This is a genomic window from Bradyrhizobium sp. Ash2021, from assembly GCF_031202265.1.
Classification (GTDB): domain Bacteria; phylum Pseudomonadota; class Alphaproteobacteria; order Rhizobiales; family Xanthobacteraceae; genus Bradyrhizobium.
Genome location: NZ_CP100604.1, coordinates 180,650 through 198,476, shown reverse-complemented (window position 1 = coordinate 198,476; position 17,827 = coordinate 180,650). Strand labels below are relative to the sequence as shown.

The 17,827-nt window shown below is 63.3% G+C and carries 16 protein-coding genes; 6 read left to right on the top strand and 10 right to left on the bottom strand.

The genetic code is table 11. The annotated features are described in order from the left end of the window. Window positions 1–131 precede the first annotated feature (131 nt). The 5 genes from NL528_RS00930 to rsmI form a co-directional block, all read right to left on the bottom strand. Window positions 132–1,322, bottom strand: a complete 1,191-nt coding sequence (locus NL528_RS00930; protein WP_309180895.1) for a ferritin-like domain-containing protein — start codon at window positions 1,320–1,322, stop codon at window positions 132–134. A 590-nt stretch (window positions 1,323–1,912) separates the two neighbouring features. Beyond that, window positions 1,913–2,884 (bottom strand): MBL fold metallo-hydrolase, encoded by a 972-nt coding sequence (locus tag NL528_RS00925; protein WP_309180894.1) that lies wholly within the window; start codon window positions 2,882–2,884, stop codon window positions 1,913–1,915. A 176-nt stretch (window positions 2,885–3,060) separates the two neighbouring features. Further along, on the bottom strand, window positions 3,061–4,008 hold the full coding sequence (gene gshB / locus NL528_RS00920; RefSeq protein ID WP_309180892.1) for a glutathione synthase: 948 nt from the start codon (window positions 4,006–4,008) through the stop codon (window positions 3,061–3,063). 27 nt (window positions 4,009–4,035) lie between these two features. Beyond that, window positions 4,036–4,449, bottom strand: a complete 414-nt coding sequence (locus NL528_RS00915; protein ID WP_309180891.1) for a YraN family protein — start codon at window positions 4,447–4,449, stop codon at window positions 4,036–4,038. Further along, on the bottom strand, window positions 4,436–5,389 hold the full coding sequence (gene rsmI, locus NL528_RS00910) for a 16S rRNA (cytidine(1402)-2'-O)-methyltransferase (protein ID WP_309180890.1): 954 nt from the start codon (window positions 5,387–5,389) through the stop codon (window positions 4,436–4,438). Before rsmI ends, NL528_RS00915 begins: the two co-directional genes overlap by 14 nt. 233 nt (window positions 5,390–5,622) lie before the next feature. Here rsmI and NL528_RS00905 point away from each other — a divergent pair, with 233 nt between their 5' ends. Next, a complete protein-coding gene (locus tag NL528_RS00905) occupies window positions 5,623–6,849 on the top strand; it encodes a penicillin-binding protein activator (RefSeq protein ID WP_309180889.1) in 1,227 nt (408 codons plus the stop codon). 5 nt (window positions 6,850–6,854) lie between these two features. Here the strand turns inward: NL528_RS00905 and hemW are convergent, their stop codons facing one another. From hemW to rph, 3 genes are read right to left on the bottom strand one after another with little or no spacing between them, the layout of a single operon-like run. Next, a complete protein-coding gene (gene hemW / locus NL528_RS00900) occupies window positions 6,855–8,012 on the bottom strand; it encodes a radical SAM family heme chaperone HemW (protein WP_309180888.1) in 1,158 nt (385 codons plus the stop codon). Next, a complete protein-coding gene (rdgB, locus tag NL528_RS00895) occupies window positions 8,005–8,634 on the bottom strand; it encodes an RdgB/HAM1 family non-canonical purine NTP pyrophosphatase (RefSeq protein WP_309180887.1) in 630 nt (209 codons plus the stop codon). Before rdgB ends, hemW begins: the two co-directional genes overlap by 8 nt. 11 nt (window positions 8,635–8,645) lie before the next feature. After that, window positions 8,646–9,359 carry a ribonuclease PH gene (gene rph, locus NL528_RS00890; protein ID WP_309180886.1) on the bottom strand — a complete coding sequence of 238 codons (714 nt, stop codon included), beginning with the start codon at window positions 9,357–9,359 and terminating at the stop codon, window positions 8,646–8,648. A gap of 244 nt (window positions 9,360–9,603) precedes the next feature. Between rph and hrcA the strand changes: the two genes are divergently transcribed. Both hrcA and grpE read left to right on the top strand, forming a co-directional pair. Next, complete coding sequence (gene hrcA, locus NL528_RS00885) at window positions 9,604–10,692, top strand: heat-inducible transcriptional repressor HrcA (RefSeq protein WP_309180885.1); 1,089 nt, start codon at window positions 9,604–9,606, stop codon at window positions 10,690–10,692. 105 nt (window positions 10,693–10,797) lie between these two features. Next, entirely contained in the window at window positions 10,798–11,394 is a 597-nt protein-coding gene (gene grpE, locus NL528_RS00880) for a nucleotide exchange factor GrpE (RefSeq protein WP_309180884.1), read from the top strand. A gap of 217 nt (window positions 11,395–11,611) precedes the next feature. On the opposite strand, the gene pncA is transcribed toward grpE, so the two are convergent. Together pncA and NL528_RS00870 are read right to left on the bottom strand one after the other, a co-directional pair. Continuing rightward, window positions 11,612–12,331 carry a bifunctional nicotinamidase/pyrazinamidase gene (gene pncA / locus NL528_RS00875; protein ID WP_309180883.1) on the bottom strand — a complete coding sequence of 240 codons (720 nt, stop codon included), beginning with the start codon at window positions 12,329–12,331 and terminating at the stop codon, window positions 11,612–11,614. A gap of 124 nt (window positions 12,332–12,455) precedes the next feature. Next, a complete protein-coding gene (locus NL528_RS00870) occupies window positions 12,456–13,403 on the bottom strand; it encodes a hypothetical protein (protein ID WP_309180881.1) in 948 nt (315 codons plus the stop codon). Between the two features lie 408 nt (window positions 13,404–13,811). Between NL528_RS00870 and dnaK the strand changes: the two genes are divergently transcribed. From dnaK to NL528_RS00855, 3 genes are all read left to right on the top strand, one after another. Further along, the gene (dnaK, locus tag NL528_RS00865) at window positions 13,812–15,713 is read left to right on the top strand and encodes a molecular chaperone DnaK (protein ID WP_309180880.1); all 1,902 of its coding nucleotides are present in this window, start codon (window positions 13,812–13,814) and stop codon (window positions 15,711–15,713) included. A 154-nt stretch (window positions 15,714–15,867) separates the two neighbouring features. Next, window positions 15,868–17,001, top strand: a complete 1,134-nt coding sequence (dnaJ, locus tag NL528_RS00860; RefSeq protein ID WP_309180879.1) for a molecular chaperone DnaJ — start codon at window positions 15,868–15,870, stop codon at window positions 16,999–17,001. A gap of 202 nt (window positions 17,002–17,203) precedes the next feature. Further along, window positions 17,204–17,806 carry an rRNA adenine N-6-methyltransferase family protein gene (locus NL528_RS00855; protein ID WP_309180878.1) on the top strand — a complete coding sequence of 201 codons (603 nt, stop codon included), beginning with the start codon at window positions 17,204–17,206 and terminating at the stop codon, window positions 17,804–17,806. The last annotated feature ends 21 nt before the right edge of the window (window positions 17,807–17,827 follow it).

The following is a 17,827-nucleotide window of genomic DNA, read 5'->3' as shown; positions in this document are numbered from 1 at the left end:
TCCGCTACGCTAAACGAAATGGCGCAGCGAATTCCCTCTGCCGAAGCCTCGTGACACCTGAAAGGATATGACGGTTTTTACCGTCATATCCCTTCCAGGACTCCACCCGGCCGCGCCGCGGTCCGGCAGGTTCATTGCCGGCGCTGTGCCGCGTCTGCATGCGCCGCCAGCTCGTGGAGTTCGGTAAAGAATTCCACTGGCTGACCTATGAACAATCCATCGTCAGTGAGCGCGCGAACGGCTGCCGCCGCCGCTCCCCGCGTCGCGGTTGGGCGAATGATCGAGCAGACCGGAAGGGAGCGGCTCAGGAAGTGGGTGGGCTCCGGCATGATTAGATTGGCCTGCAGATCCTCGTTTCCCTGGAACGTCGCCATATCCGGGAAAGTGAGCCCATTGAACGGATCAGTCACCTTCGTGATATTGCCCACCTTGTCGTGCCATACTTGGAAGTGCATCGTTTCCGTCGGACCGATGCTGAGCAATATGCGCAGCACCTCCACGCTCGAGACGCGCTGCGCCAGGGCGGGATAGAGGCTGCTGCCGCCCTGCTCGATCGTGCCGAAATGGAATGCGGCCGTGTTGACGATCGCGAGCAGATGCTTCGGGTCTGTCGTGTCGTCATTGGTCCTCGGGATTGCGGGAAACTTGCCCTTGAGCAATCCCGGGACCGGATTGGCAAAGGTGGTATCGCCGAGGTCGGGATTGGCGTCCCGGCTGCGATAGCGCCCCCACCAGGAAGCGTCGACCGTGAGGTTCATGAGGTTGGTCAGGCGCTTCTTGCCCGACGAGCCTTGGGCAATGCTGCCCTGAAGCGTGCGGAATCGCTCGAGATTGACGGGCGTCGCGCGCTTCGATTTGAGATATTCATTGATGAAATTGAAGTGGGTGAATTCGTCCTCGGTGTTGTCGTGAATATATTGCGACATATCACCGTCAATCTGCGCAAGCAGATCACTGTAGGGCTTGTTCCCGCTGCCTGACGGCTCTTCCTGGTCCCTAAGGCCGCCGAGCTCGTTGTACTGCTCCCACAGATCGGTTTCGAGTATTTCGAGCGCGGCAAGGAAACGGAGAATGCTGATGTCCCCGACCGTCGGACCATCATCATCCTCCTCGGCGAATGCCGCTGTTGATATTGAGTTGGCCGCCATACTTGCGCCGATCACGGCCGGCGCTGCCAGGCCTGAGCGCAGGAATGAACGGCGGGTGGAAAAAGATACGAGCTGCTTGGTTGGGCGTAGCATGATCCTGTTCTCCTCACGATAATGATCCGCGAACCGTGATCCGTCGGGTTCCACTGTTCGATGCAAAACCTCCCGCGCCAAAACGCTCCGGACGGAGCTATCTTGGTTTTCCGCCTGGGCGCTTGCCGGCGCGGTCTCGTCTTTGGATTAGTTTAGTCGTGCGCAGTTTCTGATTCCGGGACGCTCATGCGTCGGCATTCTCCTCCTGATTTCGGGAGTCCTGGACGAAGCGCTTTCAAGCCCGGACGAAAGGGGGATACAGGTATGGACAACCACCAGTAGCGAAGTTACAGCCCGGTTGAATTCTAGTTGGAGTCGAAAGTTAAGAAAACTGACAAAGAATTTACTTTCTGACTTGGCGAATTCCTCCGCGTGTTCTCGTCCTTCACGCAGGCAAATGCGATATCGCCCCCGACGCCCGTCAATCGCACCGCGCACTGACGGTCGAGCGTGTTCGCTCCAGCGATGAACGCGAGTGGGCTTGTATTGCTTGGATGTGAAGGTCAGTCAGGTTGCGCCACAGCCAGGCGCCGCGGCGTTCTGTTTTCAGCCTCACCGCGGCTCAAGTATTTTCGAATGCAAACCGGATTACCTGGGTGCCACTCGACGTTGGCTACACACGATAACGTCCGAGAGCCGGTCAAGCCGCCCGCCCCCGGACGCACATCAACTCAAAGCACCATCTGCATCGGTTCGGGATAATAATGAAAACCCTCCCCGGCCTTGGCGACGTGGCCATAGCCCGGCCAGGCGAAGTGATAGGACATCACAGGCGTCTTGTTCGCCGCCAGCATGTCCAGCATTTTTACCCGTGTGGCCGCCGCCTGTTTTGGATCGGTGTCGTAGGAGAATTCCATCCGCGGCTTTTCGAGCAGCAGCACCGAATGGTGCGAGAGATCGCCGAGGAAGGCGAAGGATTTGCCTTCCGAGGTCACCATGAAGATGTGGTGGCCCACGGTGTGGCCGGGCGCGGCGAGCGCCTGCACGCCGGGCAGGAATTCCTGGCCGTCCTTGAAGTAGACGAGGCGGTCCCGCACCGGCAGCAGGTTCTTGCGGGCATGGACCACAAAATCCTTCAGCGGGCTGCCCATCTTGCCTTCATCGGTCCAGTAATCGAAATCGCTCTGGGCGATGTAGTACTGCGCGTTCGGGAATAGCGGCTTGCCGTCTTCGCCGACGACGCCACCGATATGATCGATATGCGCGTGCGAGAACACCACCGCGTCGATATCAGCGGGTTTGATGCCGGCTTCCGCCATGCTCTTCTGCTGGCGGCCGGTGGTCGGGCCGAATGCTTTCGAGGTGCCCATGCCGGTGTCGAACAGCACGAGCTTGTCGCCCATGTTCACGATCGGCGAGTTCTGTTCCAGCACGATATTGTCGGGGGAGAGGAAATTGTCGCTCAGCATCTTCTTCACTTCGTCATCCGGCACGCCGATGAAGGTGCCCTTGGGAGGGCCGAGCGGCAACGGGCCGTCGGAAACCACCGTCACCTCGGCGCTGCCGAGATTGAAACGGTGCCAATAGGGCGATTGGGTGCCGAGTTTGGGGGCGCGCGCCTGCGCGCTGCCGCCGAGTAGCGTCGTTGCGCCAAGGCCTGCGCCGAGCGCAAGCAAGGATCGTCGCGAAACATTTGATGTCATGCGTCTTCCTCCACTGTTTCTATGAGGTTTGTCGCGTCTGGTGCCCGGACGGATTTTTCCGACGGCTTGAAGCGGGCACAGAAAGGCTGCGCTCGCTTCGCCGGACGGGCAAGACGATTCAGGCTGCAAAAATCGCGGAGTAGCAATGCTCTGGCGACACAACCGCGCGAAGAAAACTATTTTCCGCCGCGTTTCGCCTCAATCGTGTCCCAAATCATTGCCGCGACATCCGGGCCGCCGAGCCGGGCGATGGCGCGGATTCCCGTCGGCGACGTCACGTTGATCTCGGTGAGGTTGCCGTCGATCACGTCGATGCCGACGAACAGCAGGCCGCGCTCGCGCAAGCTTGGGCCGAGCGTCGCGCAGATCTCGCGCTCGCGTTCCGAAAGCTCGGTTGCTTGCGCGGCGCCGCCGCGGACCATGTTGGAGCGCAGATCGTCCGGCGCCGGCACGCGGTTGACGGCGCCGGCGAATTCGCCGTCGACCAGCAGGATGCGCTTGTCGCCGTGCTTGACCTCGGGGAGGAAGCGCTGGATCACCCAGGGTTCCCGGAAGGTGACCGAGAACATGTCGAACAGCGAACCGAAATTCATGTCCTGTTGCATGACGCGGAACACCGCCGCACCGCCATGGCCGTGCAGCGGCTTCATCACCACGGCGCCGTGCTTGTCGCGGAATGCATTGATCTCGTCGAGGTCGCGCGAGATCAGCGTCGGCGGCATCAGCTGCGGAAAATTCATCACGAACAGCTTTTCAGGCGCATCGCGGACGCCAACGGGATTGTTCACCACCAGCGTCTTCGGGTGAATCCGTTCGAGAAAATGCGTCGAGGTGATGTAGGCGAGGTCGAACGGTGGATCCTGCCGCAGCAGGATGACGTCGAAATTGGTCAGCGGCTCGCGCTTCGGCTCGCCCAGCGTAAAGTGATCGCCGGCCTCGTCGCGCACGGAGAGTAGCTGCACCGGCGCCACCAGCTCCTCGCCATGCAGCGAGAGCTTGTCCGGGGTGTAATAGGAGATGCCGTGGCCGCGCTTTTGCGCCTCCAGGAGCAGCGCAAAGGTGGAATCGCCGCGGATGTTGATGCGCGCGATGGGGTCCATCTGGACGGCGACGTTCAATTTCATTGGGAGGTCCGGGTCTCTGGAGGGAAGCTAGGTGCTGGCGTCGAATGCCGCTAACAGATGGCGCGGCAAGCGCCTTGGCGCAATCAGGACGGCGTCAAAACGCAGATCAAATTCCGCATGCTCGGGATGCGTCATCAGCCAGGCCCCTGCTGCGTCGATGATGCGGGCCTGCTGGCGCGGCGTCACCGCATAGGCGGCCTCATCGAGGCTGGCGCGGGCCTTGACCTCGATGAAGACAAGCAGGCTTCGCTTGCGCGCGACCAGATCGATCTCGCCATAGGGGGTACGAAAGCGCTTGGCGAGAATGCGGTAGCCCTTGGCCATCAGATAGGCCGCGGCGCGGCTTTCGGCGGAGACGCCGGTTCGGAACGCCGCGACGCGCGCGGGTGAGGCTGATTTTGCGGCGCTGTCGGGCGGCGCGGCGCCGTCAGTCTTCGCCATCGTCGCCCCGGATTTCTTTCGCGAGCTCCAGCGCGCGGGCGTAAATCTCGCGGCGATGCCGGCCGGACAACTCCACCGCATGCGCCACCGCATCCTTGACGCTGTCGCGCTTCAGCGACGATCGCAGCAGATCATCCAGCGCGTCCTGCCCCATGATTTGCGCATCCGCCGACGGCGGGCCGATCACCAGCACGAACTCGCCGCGCGTTTCCAGCGTATCGGCGCGTTTGGCCAGTTCGGAAACCGGCGCGCGCGTGATGGCCTCGTGCAGTTTTGTCAATTCGCGGCAGATCGCCGCATCGCGCGCGCCCATGACGGCAGCGAGATCGGCGAGCGTGTCCTGCACGCGGTTGCCGGATTCGAACATGACAAGCGTCGCGTCGATCTTTGCAAGCTCGGCCAGCCGGGTGCGGCGTGCGCCCTCCTTCGACGGCAAAAAACCCTCGAAGAAAAACCGGTCGGTCGGGAGTGCCGCGACCGACAGCGCCGTCAGCACCGACGATGCGCCGGGCACCGCGATCACGGCGTGGCCGGCGGCGCAGACCTCGCGCACCAGCTTGAAGCCGGGATCGGAAATCAGGGGTGTGCCGGCATCCGATACCAGCGCGATGGACGCGCCCTGCGCCAGCTTCTCCAGGATTTTTGGCCGCGCCATCGCGGCATTGTGTTCGTGGTATTGCTTTAATTGCGCCGAGATCACGTAGCGGTCGGTCAGGCGGCGGGTGATGCGGGTGTCTTCGCAGGCGATGATGTCGACGCCGGCCAGCGTTTCCAGCGCGCGCAGCGTGATGTCGCCGAGATGCCCGATCGGGGTTGCCACCAGATACAGGCCGGGAACCGGCTTTGGGGCGGTCAGGACATGACCGTGGATCGAAAATGTCCGGTCTGGCGAACCCGCCTTGACTTCAGTTCCGTAGCTGGCGGTGGTTTTTGCGCGCATAATGCCAATCTAGAGGGGAGGGAGCGCCGGCGCCACAGCGGGGAGAGATTTGTGGTGGCGCGCAAAATCGGTGACGAGCCAAGTCTGCAACCGGGTCCCTGCAACAGGCAATGCCGCCATGGGACCATAATCCTTTTGTTTTGGTTAACTATTCGCCGACAATATGCCTGATTCCATCCCCTTTGATGGGATGGAGTCCTGGCCGATCGTGGTCGGTCAAGAGAAGAGATACGATGGTGGGGCCCCTCAATCGCACGTCCAAATCGGGTCAGCCGCCGTCGGGCGCAACCCGGCGGACGGCGCTCGGCCTGATTCTCGGCGCGCCCCTGCTCGGGGCGTGCTCGAGCGTCCAGCAGAGTCTTGGCCAGTTCTCCAATCCGTTCGGCGGCTCGCCTGATGCCGGGCCGGCGGGACCGCAGCAACAGCCGCTCGCGGTCGGCACCGGCCAGGTCAAGGTCGGCCTGATCCTGCCGCTGTCGGCGTCCGGCAATGCCGGCGTTGCCGCCCAATCGATGAAGAACGCGGCCGAAATGGCGCTGGCGGAATTCCAGAATCCCAACATCCAGCTTCTGATCAAGGATGACGGCGGCAGCCCGCAAGGCGCGAGCCAGGGCACCCAGCAGGCGCTGAGCGAAGGCGCGGAAATCATTCTGGGGCCGCTGTTTGCAGCCTCGGTTCCGGCAACCGCGCAGCTGACGCGCGCACGCGGCACCTCCGTCATCGCGTTCTCGACCGATTCCAGCGTGGCCGGCCGCGGCGTCTATCTGCTGAGTTTTCTCCCCGAGTCCGACGTCAACCGCATCGTCGGTTACGCCGCGGGAACCGGCAAGCGGTCGTTCGCGGCAATGGTGCCCGATAATGCCTATGGCAACGTGGTCGAGGCCGCGTTCAAGCAGGAGGTCGGGCGCAAGGGCGGGCGCGTCATCGCGTTCGAGAAATACGGCGCCGATCGCGCCACCCCGGCGCGCAACGTGGCGCAGTCGCTGGGACAAGCCGATGCGCTGCTGCTCGCCGATGACGGGGATTCCGTGGTCGCAACCGCCGACGCGCTGACCGCGGCGGGCGCTAATCTGCGCAACATTCAACTGCTCGGCACCGGTCTGTGGGACAATCCGCGCGTGTTCGCGAGCCCGGCGTTGCAGGGCGGGCTCTATGCTGCGCCGGATCCGGCCGGGTTTCGCAGCTTCGCCGGCCGTTACCGCACCAAATTCGGCGCCGAGCCGGTGCGCACCGCAACGCTCGCCTATGACGCGGTGGCGCTGGTCGCGGCATTGGCACGAACCCAGGGCGCGCAACGGTTCGCAGCGGAAACGCTGACCAATCCGTCCGGCTTTGCCGGCATCGACGGCCTGTTCCGGTTCCGCTCCGACGGCACCAATGAGCGCGGCCTCGCGGTCATGAAGGTCGCGACCGGCGGTGGCCAGGCGGTCGCCGGTTCGCCGAAGAGTTTTGGGGCGTAAGCAGACTACGCCGCCAAATCCGCGACCACGGCATCGAGCACCGGAAATCCGGATTGCGTCACCCGCAGCCGGCCGTCGGCGTCGACGGCGATGGCGCCTTCTTCGCGCAGCACCTTGATCCGGTTTGGATCGAGCGCGCGGCCTGACAGCGCCGTGTAGCGCTTGGGATCGATGCCCTCGGCGAGCCGCAGCCCCATCAGCAGAAATTCATCGGCGCGCTCCTCGCTGTTGAGGAGATCGTCGGTGACGACGCCATGGCCGTTGGCCTCGACCCGCATCAGCCAGGCCTCGGGGCGCTTTTCGGTCGCGGTCGCGTGCCTGAAGCCATCGATATCGAGGCGGCCATGCGCGCCGGGGCCGATGCCGGCATATTCCTCGCCGCGCCAGTAGACGAGGTTATGCTTGCACTCGGCACCCGATCGCGCGTGGTTGGAAATCTCGTAAGCCGGCAGGCCGTGCGCGGCGCAGACGTCCTGCGTCACGTCGTAGAGCGCGCGCGCGGTCGCTTCATCCGGCGTCTTGAGCTTGCCGGCCGCATGCAAGCCGAAGAACGGCGTGCCCTCTTCGATGGTGAGCTGATAGAGCGAGAGATGTTCGGCCGCTTCCGAGATCGCGAGTTTTAATTCGTCGGCCCACATTTGCGGCGTCTGGTCCGGGCGCGCGTAGATCAGGTCGAACGAGTAACGGTCGAAGGCGGTGCGCGCGATCGCGACCGCATCGAGCGCTTCGCGCGCGCTGTGCAATCGTCCCAGCGCCTTCAGCGAGGAATCGTCGAGCGCCTGCACGCCGAGCGACACCCGGTTGACGCCGGCTGAGCGATAGCCGCGAAACCGCGTCGCCTCGACGCTGGTGGGGTTGGCCTCGAGCGTGACTTCGACATCAGGAGCGACGCGCCAATGTTTGCCGATCGCATCCAGCACAGCGCCGACGGTTTGCGGCGCCATCAGCGACGGCGTGCCGCCGCCGAGAAAGATCGAAGAGACTTGCCGCCCCGGCGTGCGCGCGGCGGTGGTCTCGATCTCCCGCGTGAACGCGCGGACAAAGCGTTCCTCGTCCACCGGCGCATGCCGGACATGGCTGTTGAAATCGCAATACGGGCATTTCGACAGGCAAAACGGCCAGTGCACATAGACGCCGAAGGCTTCCTGCTCGCGGCTAGTCAAGGCAGATCTCCGCCAGCTTCACGAAAGCGCGCGCCCGGTGCGACAGGCCGAGGCCAAGCGGCGGCAGGCCGTGCTTCTCGATGCTGGTCATCTCGCCGAAGGTACGCGTATGTCCGTCCGGAAGAAACGCCGGATCGTAGCCGAAACCAGCGGTGCCGCGCGGCGGCCATACCAGGGTTCCATCCGCCCGCGCCTCGACTTCCTCAAGATGATCGTCGGGCCAGGCGACGCACAGCGCCGAGACGAAATGCGCTCTGCGCTGTTCCGGCGCCGTGGCGCCGCGTTCCTGCAGCAGGCGCTCGATCCGGGTCATCGCCGCGGTGAAGTCCTTGCCCTCGCCGGCCCAGCGCGCCGAATAGATCCCGGGCGCGCCGTCGAGGGCATCGACCACCAGTCCGGAATCGTCGGCAAACGCCGGAAGGTTGGCGGCTTTCGCGGCCGCGATCGCCTTGATCGCGGCATTGGCGCGAAAGGTTTTTCCGGTTTCCTCGGGCTCGCCGAGACCCATTTCACCCGCCGATACCGCTTCCACGCCATGCGGGCCCAGCAATTCGCGCATCTCGGCGAGCTTGCCGGGATTATGGGTCGCGATCAGGAGTTTGCCGGTGATTCGACGGTGCATGGCCAATGAGACTACGCCACCGCCATTTTTTGCAAGTCGACCAGACGCGCGACACCTTTGCGCGCCAGCGCCATCAGCGCCAGAAATTCGTCCTGCGAGAACGGGGTCTTTTCGGCGGTGCCCTGCACCTCGATGATGCGGCCGTCGCCGGTCATGACGAAATTGGCGTCGGTGTCGGCCTCGGAATCCTCGGCATAATCCAGATCCAGTACCGGCGTGCCCTGATAGATGCCGCAGGAGATTGCCGCGACATTGTCGCGCAGCACATTGGCCTTGATCATGTTGCGGGTCTTCATCCAGGCGATGCAGTCGGCGAGCGCGACCCAGGCGCCGGTGATCGAAGCCGTGCGGGTGCCGCCATCGGCCTGAATGACGTCGCAATCGACCGTGATCTGGCGCTCGCCCAGCGCTTCCAGGTCGACGGCGGCGCGCAAGGAGCGGCCGATCAGGCGCTGGATCTCGACCGTGCGGCCGCCCTGCTTGCCGGCGGCGGCTTCACGGCGGGTGCGTTCCAGGGTGGCGCGCGGCAGCATGCCGTATTCGGCCGTGACCCAGCCGCGGCCCTGGCCCTTGAGCCAGGGCGGCAGCCGTTCTTCCAGGGTTGCGGTGACCAGCACATGGGTATCGCCGAACTTCACCATGCAGGAACCCTCGGCGTATTTGACGACGCCGCGTTCCAGCGACACGGGGCGCAGTTCATCGGGCGCACGGCGGCTTGGCCGCATGGGGAAATCCTCCGGAAAATCCAGTAAAAGTCGGTTCGCGGTGCTTGTAGGTGCGGGAGAGGGGCGCGGCAAGGCCGTTTAACGGAACTCTCTATCTTGGTTGTTTGACGCGTTTTCTTTACGCGAACCGGTATCCACCCCCGGATCAAGTCCGAGGGCATGCTTTGCTTGAAAACGGTCTAATACGCGCTTGTCACCGGCCTTCGGGATAGACAGATTAGAGGGCCTTGGGAGGGAATAGTTAGTGGCCCACCACGATCCGATCGGCCTGATCGCTCCGAACGCCGGTCTGGCCCAGCTCAACGAGCGCTCGCGCGACATTTTTCGTCAAATCGTCGAGAGTTATCTCGCGACCGGCGAACCTGTCGGCTCGCGCAACATCTCGCGCCTGATCGCAGTACCGCTGTCGCCGGCCTCGGTGCGCAACGTGATGTCGGACCTCGAGCAGCTCGGCCTGATCTATGCGCCACATACTTCGGCCGGGCGGCTGCCGACCGAGCTTGGCCTGCGCTTCTTCGTCGATGCCCTGATGCAGGTCGGCGACCTTACCGAACCGGAACGGCTGTCGATCCAGAACCAGCTCGCCTCCGTCGGCCGCGCGCAATCGGTCGAGGCGGCGCTCGGCGAGGCGCTGACCCGGCTGTCGGGTCTGACTCGGGCCGCCGCCGTGGTCTTGACCGCCAAATCCAATTCGCGGCTGAAGCATATCGAGTTCGTGCGGCTGGAGCCGGAACGCGCGCTGGTGGTGCTGGTCGGCGAAGACGGCCAGGTCGAGAACCGCGTGCTGACGCTGCCGCCGGGCGTTCCCACCTCCGCGCTGACCGAAGCGACCAATTTCCTCAATTCCCGGATCCGCGGCCGCACGCTGGCCGAAGCGCGGCTCGAACTCGAAACCGCGCTGACGCTGAGCCGCACCGAGCTCGATCAATTGACGCAGAAGGTGATTGCCGCGGGCATCGCGAGCTGGTCCGGCGGCGACAACGAGGAGCGGCAGCTGATCGTGCGCGGCCACGCCAATCTGTTGGAAGATTTGCACGCGCTGGAAGATCTTGAACGCGTCAAATCGCTGTTCGACGATCTCGAGACCAAACGCGGCGTGATCGACCTGCTGGGCCGGGCCGAACGCGCCGAAGGCGTGCGGATTTTCATCGGATCGGAGAACAAGCTGTTTTCGCTGTCCGGTTCCTCCACCATCATTGCGCCCTACAGCGACGCCACCGGCCGCATCGTCGGCGTTCTCGGCGTGATCGGGCCGACGCGGCTGAACTATGCCAGGGTGATTCCGACGGTGGATTACGCCGCGCGGATCGTCAGCCGCTTGCTCGGCGGCTGATCCAGCCTCGGATCAGCGCTTGATTTTCTGCCCCCAAAGCACGATATCCGGGCCAGCAAATCCCAAATTTATCCAGTTCCATGCGATTTTTCGAGAAGGCAAGCCATGACCGATCCGACCCGGCCGAACGATGACGCGGCAAATCCGGCCCAGACCGGCGAGCCCGTGGTCTCAAAGCCCTACATCATGCCCGACGATCCCGAGGAAGGATCGGTCGAGGCGTTGGCGAAGGAGGCCGCCGAATCGCGCGACAAGATGCTGCGCACGCTGGCGGAGATGGAAAACCTGCGCAAGCGCACCGCGCGCGAGGTGGCCGATGCCAGAATCTACGGCATCACCGGCTTTGCCCGCGACGTGCTCGATATCGCCGACAATCTGCAGCGCGCACTCGATGCGGTTCCGGCCGAAGCAAAAGCCAACGCCGATCCCGGCCTGAAAGCCCTGATCGAAGGCGTCGAGCTGACCGAACGTTCGCTCCTCAACGCGCTGGAGAAAAACGGCGTCAAGAAATTCGATCCGGCGGGCGAGAAATTCGATCCGAATTTCCAGCAGGCGATGTACGAGGTCCCCGACCCGTCAGTGCCCTCGGGCACCGTGGTGCAGGTGGTGCAGGCCGGTTACATGATCGGCGAGCGCGTGCTGCGGCCGGCGCTGGTCGCGGTCGCCAAGGGCGGCGCGAAGGCGGCGGCTGCGTCGGAGTAAGGCTGCGTCGCATTCCACTTCGGTGGATGGCCAGCTCCGATGTTCGTTCACCTCGCCCCGCTTGCGGGGAGAGGTCGGATTTTGCGCGAAGCGAAAAATCCGGGTGAGGGGGACTCTCCGCGAGTCCGTCTTTCACCGTCTTCGCGGAGGCAGCCCCTCACCCCAACCCTCTCCCCGCAAGAGCGGGGCGAGGGAGATCAACTTCAGCGCATCACGCCTAAGCCGCCGCGATATCGCCGGACTGGATGCGCTTGACGCCGGCCTTGGCCATGTCGGCCCAGGCTTTGGCGAGCGAGCCCTGGGTGTCGATGCCGCGGCAGGCATCTTCGACCACATAGGCTTCGAACCCGGCCTTGCGCGCATCCAGTGCCGTCCACGCCACGCAGAAATCGGTGGCGAGCCCGGCCACGAACACGCGACTGACCTTGCGGGCCTTCAGATAGGCGGCGAGCCCGGTCGTGGTCTTGCCGTCGGCCTCGGTGAAGGCCGAATAGCTGTCGACGTCCTTGTGGAATCCCTTGCGGATCACGAGCCCGGCCTGGGGGATTGAAAGGTCCTTCGATAGCGAGGCGCCGTCGGTTCCCTGGACGCAGTGATCGGGCCACAGTACCTGCTTGCCGTAAGGAAGATCGATGGTCTCGAACGGCTTTTTGCCGGCATGGGTCGAGGCGAATGAGATATGACCCGGCGTATGCCAGTCCTGCGTCATCACGACATTGGCAAAGCTCTTTGCCATCCGGTTGATGACGGGAATGACCTGGTCGCCGTCTTTGACCGCGAGGCTGCCGCCGGGCAGGAAACAATTCTGTACATCGATCACCAGCAGCGCCGATGCATCGTCGGGTTTGATCGGTGTCGCCGCTCCAGCCCGCGCAGACATAACAGTTGCGATGGTCGTCATGCCCAGACCTCCGAGAATCCGCCTTCGATCCAACATGGTACATCTCCCTGCAAGGAATTTGCGCCAGCAAATCAAATCGCCGGGAGACCGTAAAGCAGGTTTAACCGGCGTCGAACGCTCGAGTCTTCGGCAGCCAAATATCGGCTGACGGGTGTCAGGCTCAGCGCGGCTGAATTCCGTCGCGCACCGCGCGGAACCGCGGAAATGCCTTCGCCCAAACGTCGCGCGGTGAGCTGCCGATGATACGCAGCGAACTCTGGCCGCCGAAGCGCAGCCATTGCACGATGGTGACCGGCGTATTGTCCTTGCCGCTGGTGGCATCGATCCGCGTCTCGTAGCCGGGCTGGCCGTCGATGCGGACCGGTTCCGACATCGTGATCCGCCCGTCGCGCACGCCGGGGATCGTGGTTGCGATCTGCTGGGCAAAGCGGCCGCGATCGTCGGGCGATGCCGCGGTCGAGCCGATGATGCCGATGATCATGAAGGGCGCGGCTTCAAAGCCGGTCTTTTCGTCGCCGTCGGCCAGAATGAGCGCCGCCCCCGGTGCCAGCGTGCGGATATTCTTGAAATTGCTGAGCTCGCCCATATTGAACGGCATCAGGGAGAGTTGCTCGTCGACCGGGACTTCGTTGCGGATCACGGCGGTGGCAAACATCTGGCGCACGGCGTCGTCGGTATAGATCTTGGAAGCATTCTCGGGCACCTGCACGGCGACATAGCCGGAGAAGGTGGGGCCGGGCAGGATCATCGAGTAGCGCCGCACATTGGCAGCACCTTCCTTGGCGTTCTCCTTGGCGCTTTCCACGGTGTAGTAGGCGAGCCCGGCCGCGGTCTCGATGGTCTCCGGCTTGACGCCGCCGGTGCCGGCGGGATTGGCCTTGAAGGCGTTGGCGACTTCGCCATAGGCCTCGGCCGGCAGATCCGTCACCAGCACCTTGACGCCCTGATTCTCGGTCTCGAACCCGACGAATGATTTGGCTTTGACGAGGCCGACCAGCGGCACCATGCCGACCCGGGCGCCCGGCGGGAAAACCGGGTCCGCGGCAAACGCAGAACATGTAGCGGCGATGGTGAGGGCAACCGCAGCGAGGTATCGAAGTGGCGTCATGAAGGGTCTACCGGGTTTGCATTGAGGCCGTTCAATGGTCGGCCAGCGCAGCCCCTAAAAGGGTTCAAGGGCGTCGGTTCAGTCGGCCCGCTTTTAGCGGTTTTGATGTCCGTGCAACAGGGGAGGGCCTCCGTTCCCCTCATGTACTCCCGCCGCCCCGATGCGGCTTTCTTGCTCATCCGTTAACGCCGCCTTTTGGCCTGAACCGGCCCCTGCCCTGAGCTGACACAATCTTTCAAACCTCAGCCTTTTCAGGCCCCAAGGTTGCGTTCGGTCCTTGCAGCCCCAACCCCCCCTCCTATATGAGGCTCACCGTCGCAATATCGCGAGTATTTGATCGTTGGGGGTTCGGTTAGGTGCGCCGTCAGGGCCCAGCCAACCTGCCGCAAAAAGAAGGATATGAGGACCATGGGAAAGGTCATTGGGATCGATCTCGGCACCACCAATTCGTGCGTCGCCGTCATGGATGGCAAGACAGCGAAAGTCATCGAGAACGCGGAGGGCATGCGCACGACGCCGTCGATTGTCGCTTTCAGCGATGATGGCGAGCGCCTCGTCGGCCAGCCCGCCAAGCGCCAGGCGGTGACCAACCCTGAGCGCACCTTCTTTGCGGTCAAGCGCCTCGTCGGCCGCCGCTATGACGACCCGATGGTCGAGAAGGACAAGAAGCTCGTCCCCTACAAGATCATCAAGGCTTCCAACGGCGACGCCTGGGTCGAAGCCGACGGCAAGACCTATTCGCCCTCGCAGGTTTCCGCTTTCATCCTGCAGAAGATGAAAGAGACCGCCGAAGCCCATCTCGGCCAGAAGGTCGAGCAGGCCGTCATCACGGTTCCCGCCTATTTCAACGACGCGCAACGTCAGGCCACCAAGGATGCCGGCAAGATCGCCGGCCTTGAAGTGCTGCGCATCATCAACGAGCCGACCGCGGCAGCGCTGGCTTACGGCCTCGACAAGACCAAGGCCGGCACCATCGCGGTGTACGACCTCGGCGGCGGCACGTTCGACGTCTCGGTGCTGGAGATCGGCGACGGCGTGTTCGAGGTGAAGTCGACCAACGGCGATACCTTCCTCGGCGGCGAAGACTTCGACATGCGGCTCGTCAGCTATCTGGCCGATGAGTTCCAGAAGGAGCAGGGCATCAACCTGCGCAACGACAAGCTCGCGCTGCAGCGCCTGAAAGAGGCCGCCGAAAAGGCCAAGATCGAGTTGTCCTCGACTACGCAAACCGAAATCAATCTGCCGTTCATCACGGCCGATGCGTCCGGGCCGAAGCATCTGACGATGAAACTGACGCGCGCCAAGTTCGAGGCGCTGGTCGACGATCTGATCCAGAAGACCATCGAGCCCTGCCGCAAGGCGCTGAAGGATGCCGGCCTCACCGCCGGTGAGATCGGCGAAGTGGTGCTGGTCGGCGGCATGACCCGGATGCCGAAGGTGCAGGAAGTGGTGAAGCAGTTGTTCGGCAAGGAGCCGCACAAGGGCGTCAATCCGGACGAAGTCGTTGCCATCGGTGCGGCGATCCAGGCCGGCGTGCTGCAGGGCGACGTCAAGGACGTGCTGCTGCTCGACGTCACGCCGCTGTCGCTCGGCATCGAGACGCTGGGTGGCGTGTTCACCCGCATCATCGATCGCAACACCACGATCCCGACCAAGAAGAGCCAGGTGTTCTCGACCGCCGAGGACAACCAGAATGCCGTTACCATCCGCGTGTTCCAGGGCGAGCGCGAAATGGCGGCCGACAACAAGGTGCTCGGTCAGTTCGATCTGATGGGCATTCCGCCGTCGCCGCGCGGCATGCCGCAGATCGAGGTCACCTTCGACATCGACGCCAACGGCATCGTCAACGTCTCGGCCAAGGACAAGGCGACCGGCAAGGAGCAGCAGATCCGGATTCAGGCATCCGGCGGGCTGTCGGAAGCCGACATCCAGAAGATGGTCAAGGACGCCGAGGCCAATGCGGCCGAGGACAAGAAACGCCGCGAGGCGGTCGACGCCAAGAACCATGCCGACGCGCTGGTGCATTCCACCGAGAAGGCGCTGGCCGAGCACGGTTCGAAGGTCGAGGAAAGCGAGCGCCGCGCCATCGAGGACGCCGTCAGCGATCTGAAGGAAGCGCTGAAGGGCGATGATGCCGAGGCGATCAAGGCCAAGACCAATACGCTGGCGCAGGCTTCGATGAAGCTCGGCGAGGCCATGTACAAGCAGCAGGCCGAAGCCGACGCCAAGAAGGATGCGGCCAAGGACGACGTCGTCGACGCGGAATTCACCGAGGTCGACGACGACAAGAACAACAAGAAGTCTGCTTAAAGACGGGCAATCGATCATGACCCTCATTCCAGAGAGCACGCAGCGCGTCTCAATGGGTGGGGGTCATTTTTCGATAGGCCCAAGATTTCATGTTCAAGGACTGCATCTTTTGGGACGCATTCCTTCGGAATTAAACTGCGGGCGGATCTGACGCATGTCCACCAAGCGCTGCTACTACGAAACCCTCGAAGTCGAACGAAACGCGGACGAATCCAAGCTCAAGGCGGCGTTCCGCAAGCTCGCGATGAAATGGCATCCGGACAAGAATCCGGGCGATGCCCAGAGCGAAGTGAAGTTCAAGGAAATCAACGAAGCCTACGAAGTCCTCAAAGACGGCGAGAAGCGCGCCGCCTATGACCGGTTCGGTCACGCGGCCTTCGAGCAAGGCATGGGCGGCGGCGGTCCCGGCTTCGGCGCCGGCTTTGCCTCCTCATTCTCCGATATTTTCGAGGATCTGTTCGGCATGGCCGGCCAGCGCGGACGCGGCGGCGGCCGCGAGCGCGGCGCCGACCTGCGCTACAACATGGAAATCACGCTGGAAGACGCCTTTCAAGGCAAGACCGCCCAGATCGAGATCCCGGTGTCGGTCACCTGCGAATCCTGCTCGGGCACCGGCGCCAAGGCCGGCACCAAGCCAAAGACCTGTTCGATGTGCGGCGGGCAGGGACGGGTGCGGCAGGCCCAGGGCTTCTTCACGCTGGAGCGGACCTGTCCCGGCTGTCAGGGCCGCGGCCAGATGATCGAAGACCCCTGTCCGTCCTGCGCGGGCCAGGGACGGGTGACGCGCGACCGGACCTTGTCGGTCAACATCCCGCAAGGCGTCGAAGACGGCACGCGGATCAGACTCGCCGGCGAAGGCGAGGCCGGCGTCCGCGGCGGACCGCCCGGCGATCTCTATATTTTCCTGTCGCTGGCGAACCACGAATTCTTCCAGCGCGACGGCGCCGACCTGCATTGCCGGGTGCCGATCTCGATGGTGACGGCCTCGCTGGGCGGCGAATTCGAGGTGCCGACCATCGACAAGGGCAAGACCAAGGTGAAAGTGCCCTCCGGGACCCAAACCGGCCGGCGTTTCCGCATTGCATCAAAGGGCATGCCAGTGCTGCGTTCGCGACAGACCGGCGATATGTATGTCCAGGTCATGGTCGAAACGCCGCAGAATTTGACCAAGAAGCAGCAGGAATTGCTGATGGAGTTCGAAAAGCTGTCGTCCGGGGCAACTCAACCGGAGGCGGCGGGCTTCTTCTCCAAGGTCAAGGACTTCTTTGGTAACCGCGCGAACCCCTGAAGTGGCGGGCGAAAGTGTCCGGTTTGGCGTTCGACCGTGCTGAAATAATTAATTAGTGCATGGTCTTATCGCCGAATCACAACCACGCTGGCCGATCAGGCGCGATACCGTTTTGCTTGACCATGTAGGCTTCGACCTATACCTCTTTATGACTGTTTGTTGACAGTCCCCGCTCGCTTTTGCGGTCCCGCCTGGTAGCGACATGCCTTTGCAATCGTCCGTGCGTGCGTTGAAGAAACCTCTCCGTCTTGACGACGAGGTTCGTTTCCTCCGTTCATGGATGGAAAAGCCGCTCCATATGGGCGCCGTGATGCCGTCGGGCCGGGTGCTCGCCCGCACCATGGCGCAATATGTCGATGTCGACTCCGAAGGCCCGGTCGTCGAGCTTGGACCCGGAACCGGCGCAATCACCAACGCGCTGATCGAGCATGGCATCGATCAAAAACGCCTCGTGCTGGTCGAATATAATCCGGGTTTTTGCGCGCTGCTGCGCGACCGCTATCCGCACGCCAAGGTGGTGCAGGGCGACGCCTATAAGCTGCGCGACTCGCTGTGGGAGGTCCTGAAGCTCCCCGCATCGGCGGTGGTCTCCGGCCTGCCGCTGGTGACCAAGCCGATGCTGACGCGCCTGAAACTGATCCGCGATGCCTTCGCAGCGCTCGCGCCCGGCGCACCCTTCGTTCAGTTCACCTATTCGGTCGCGCCGCCGATTCCGAAATCGCTGCCGGGCGTGTCCACGGAAGCTTCCGAGCGGATCTGGATGAACCTTCCGCCCGCCCGGGTCTGGGTGTATCGCAAGGGCTGACAGGCGCGTATTCCGCAAAAG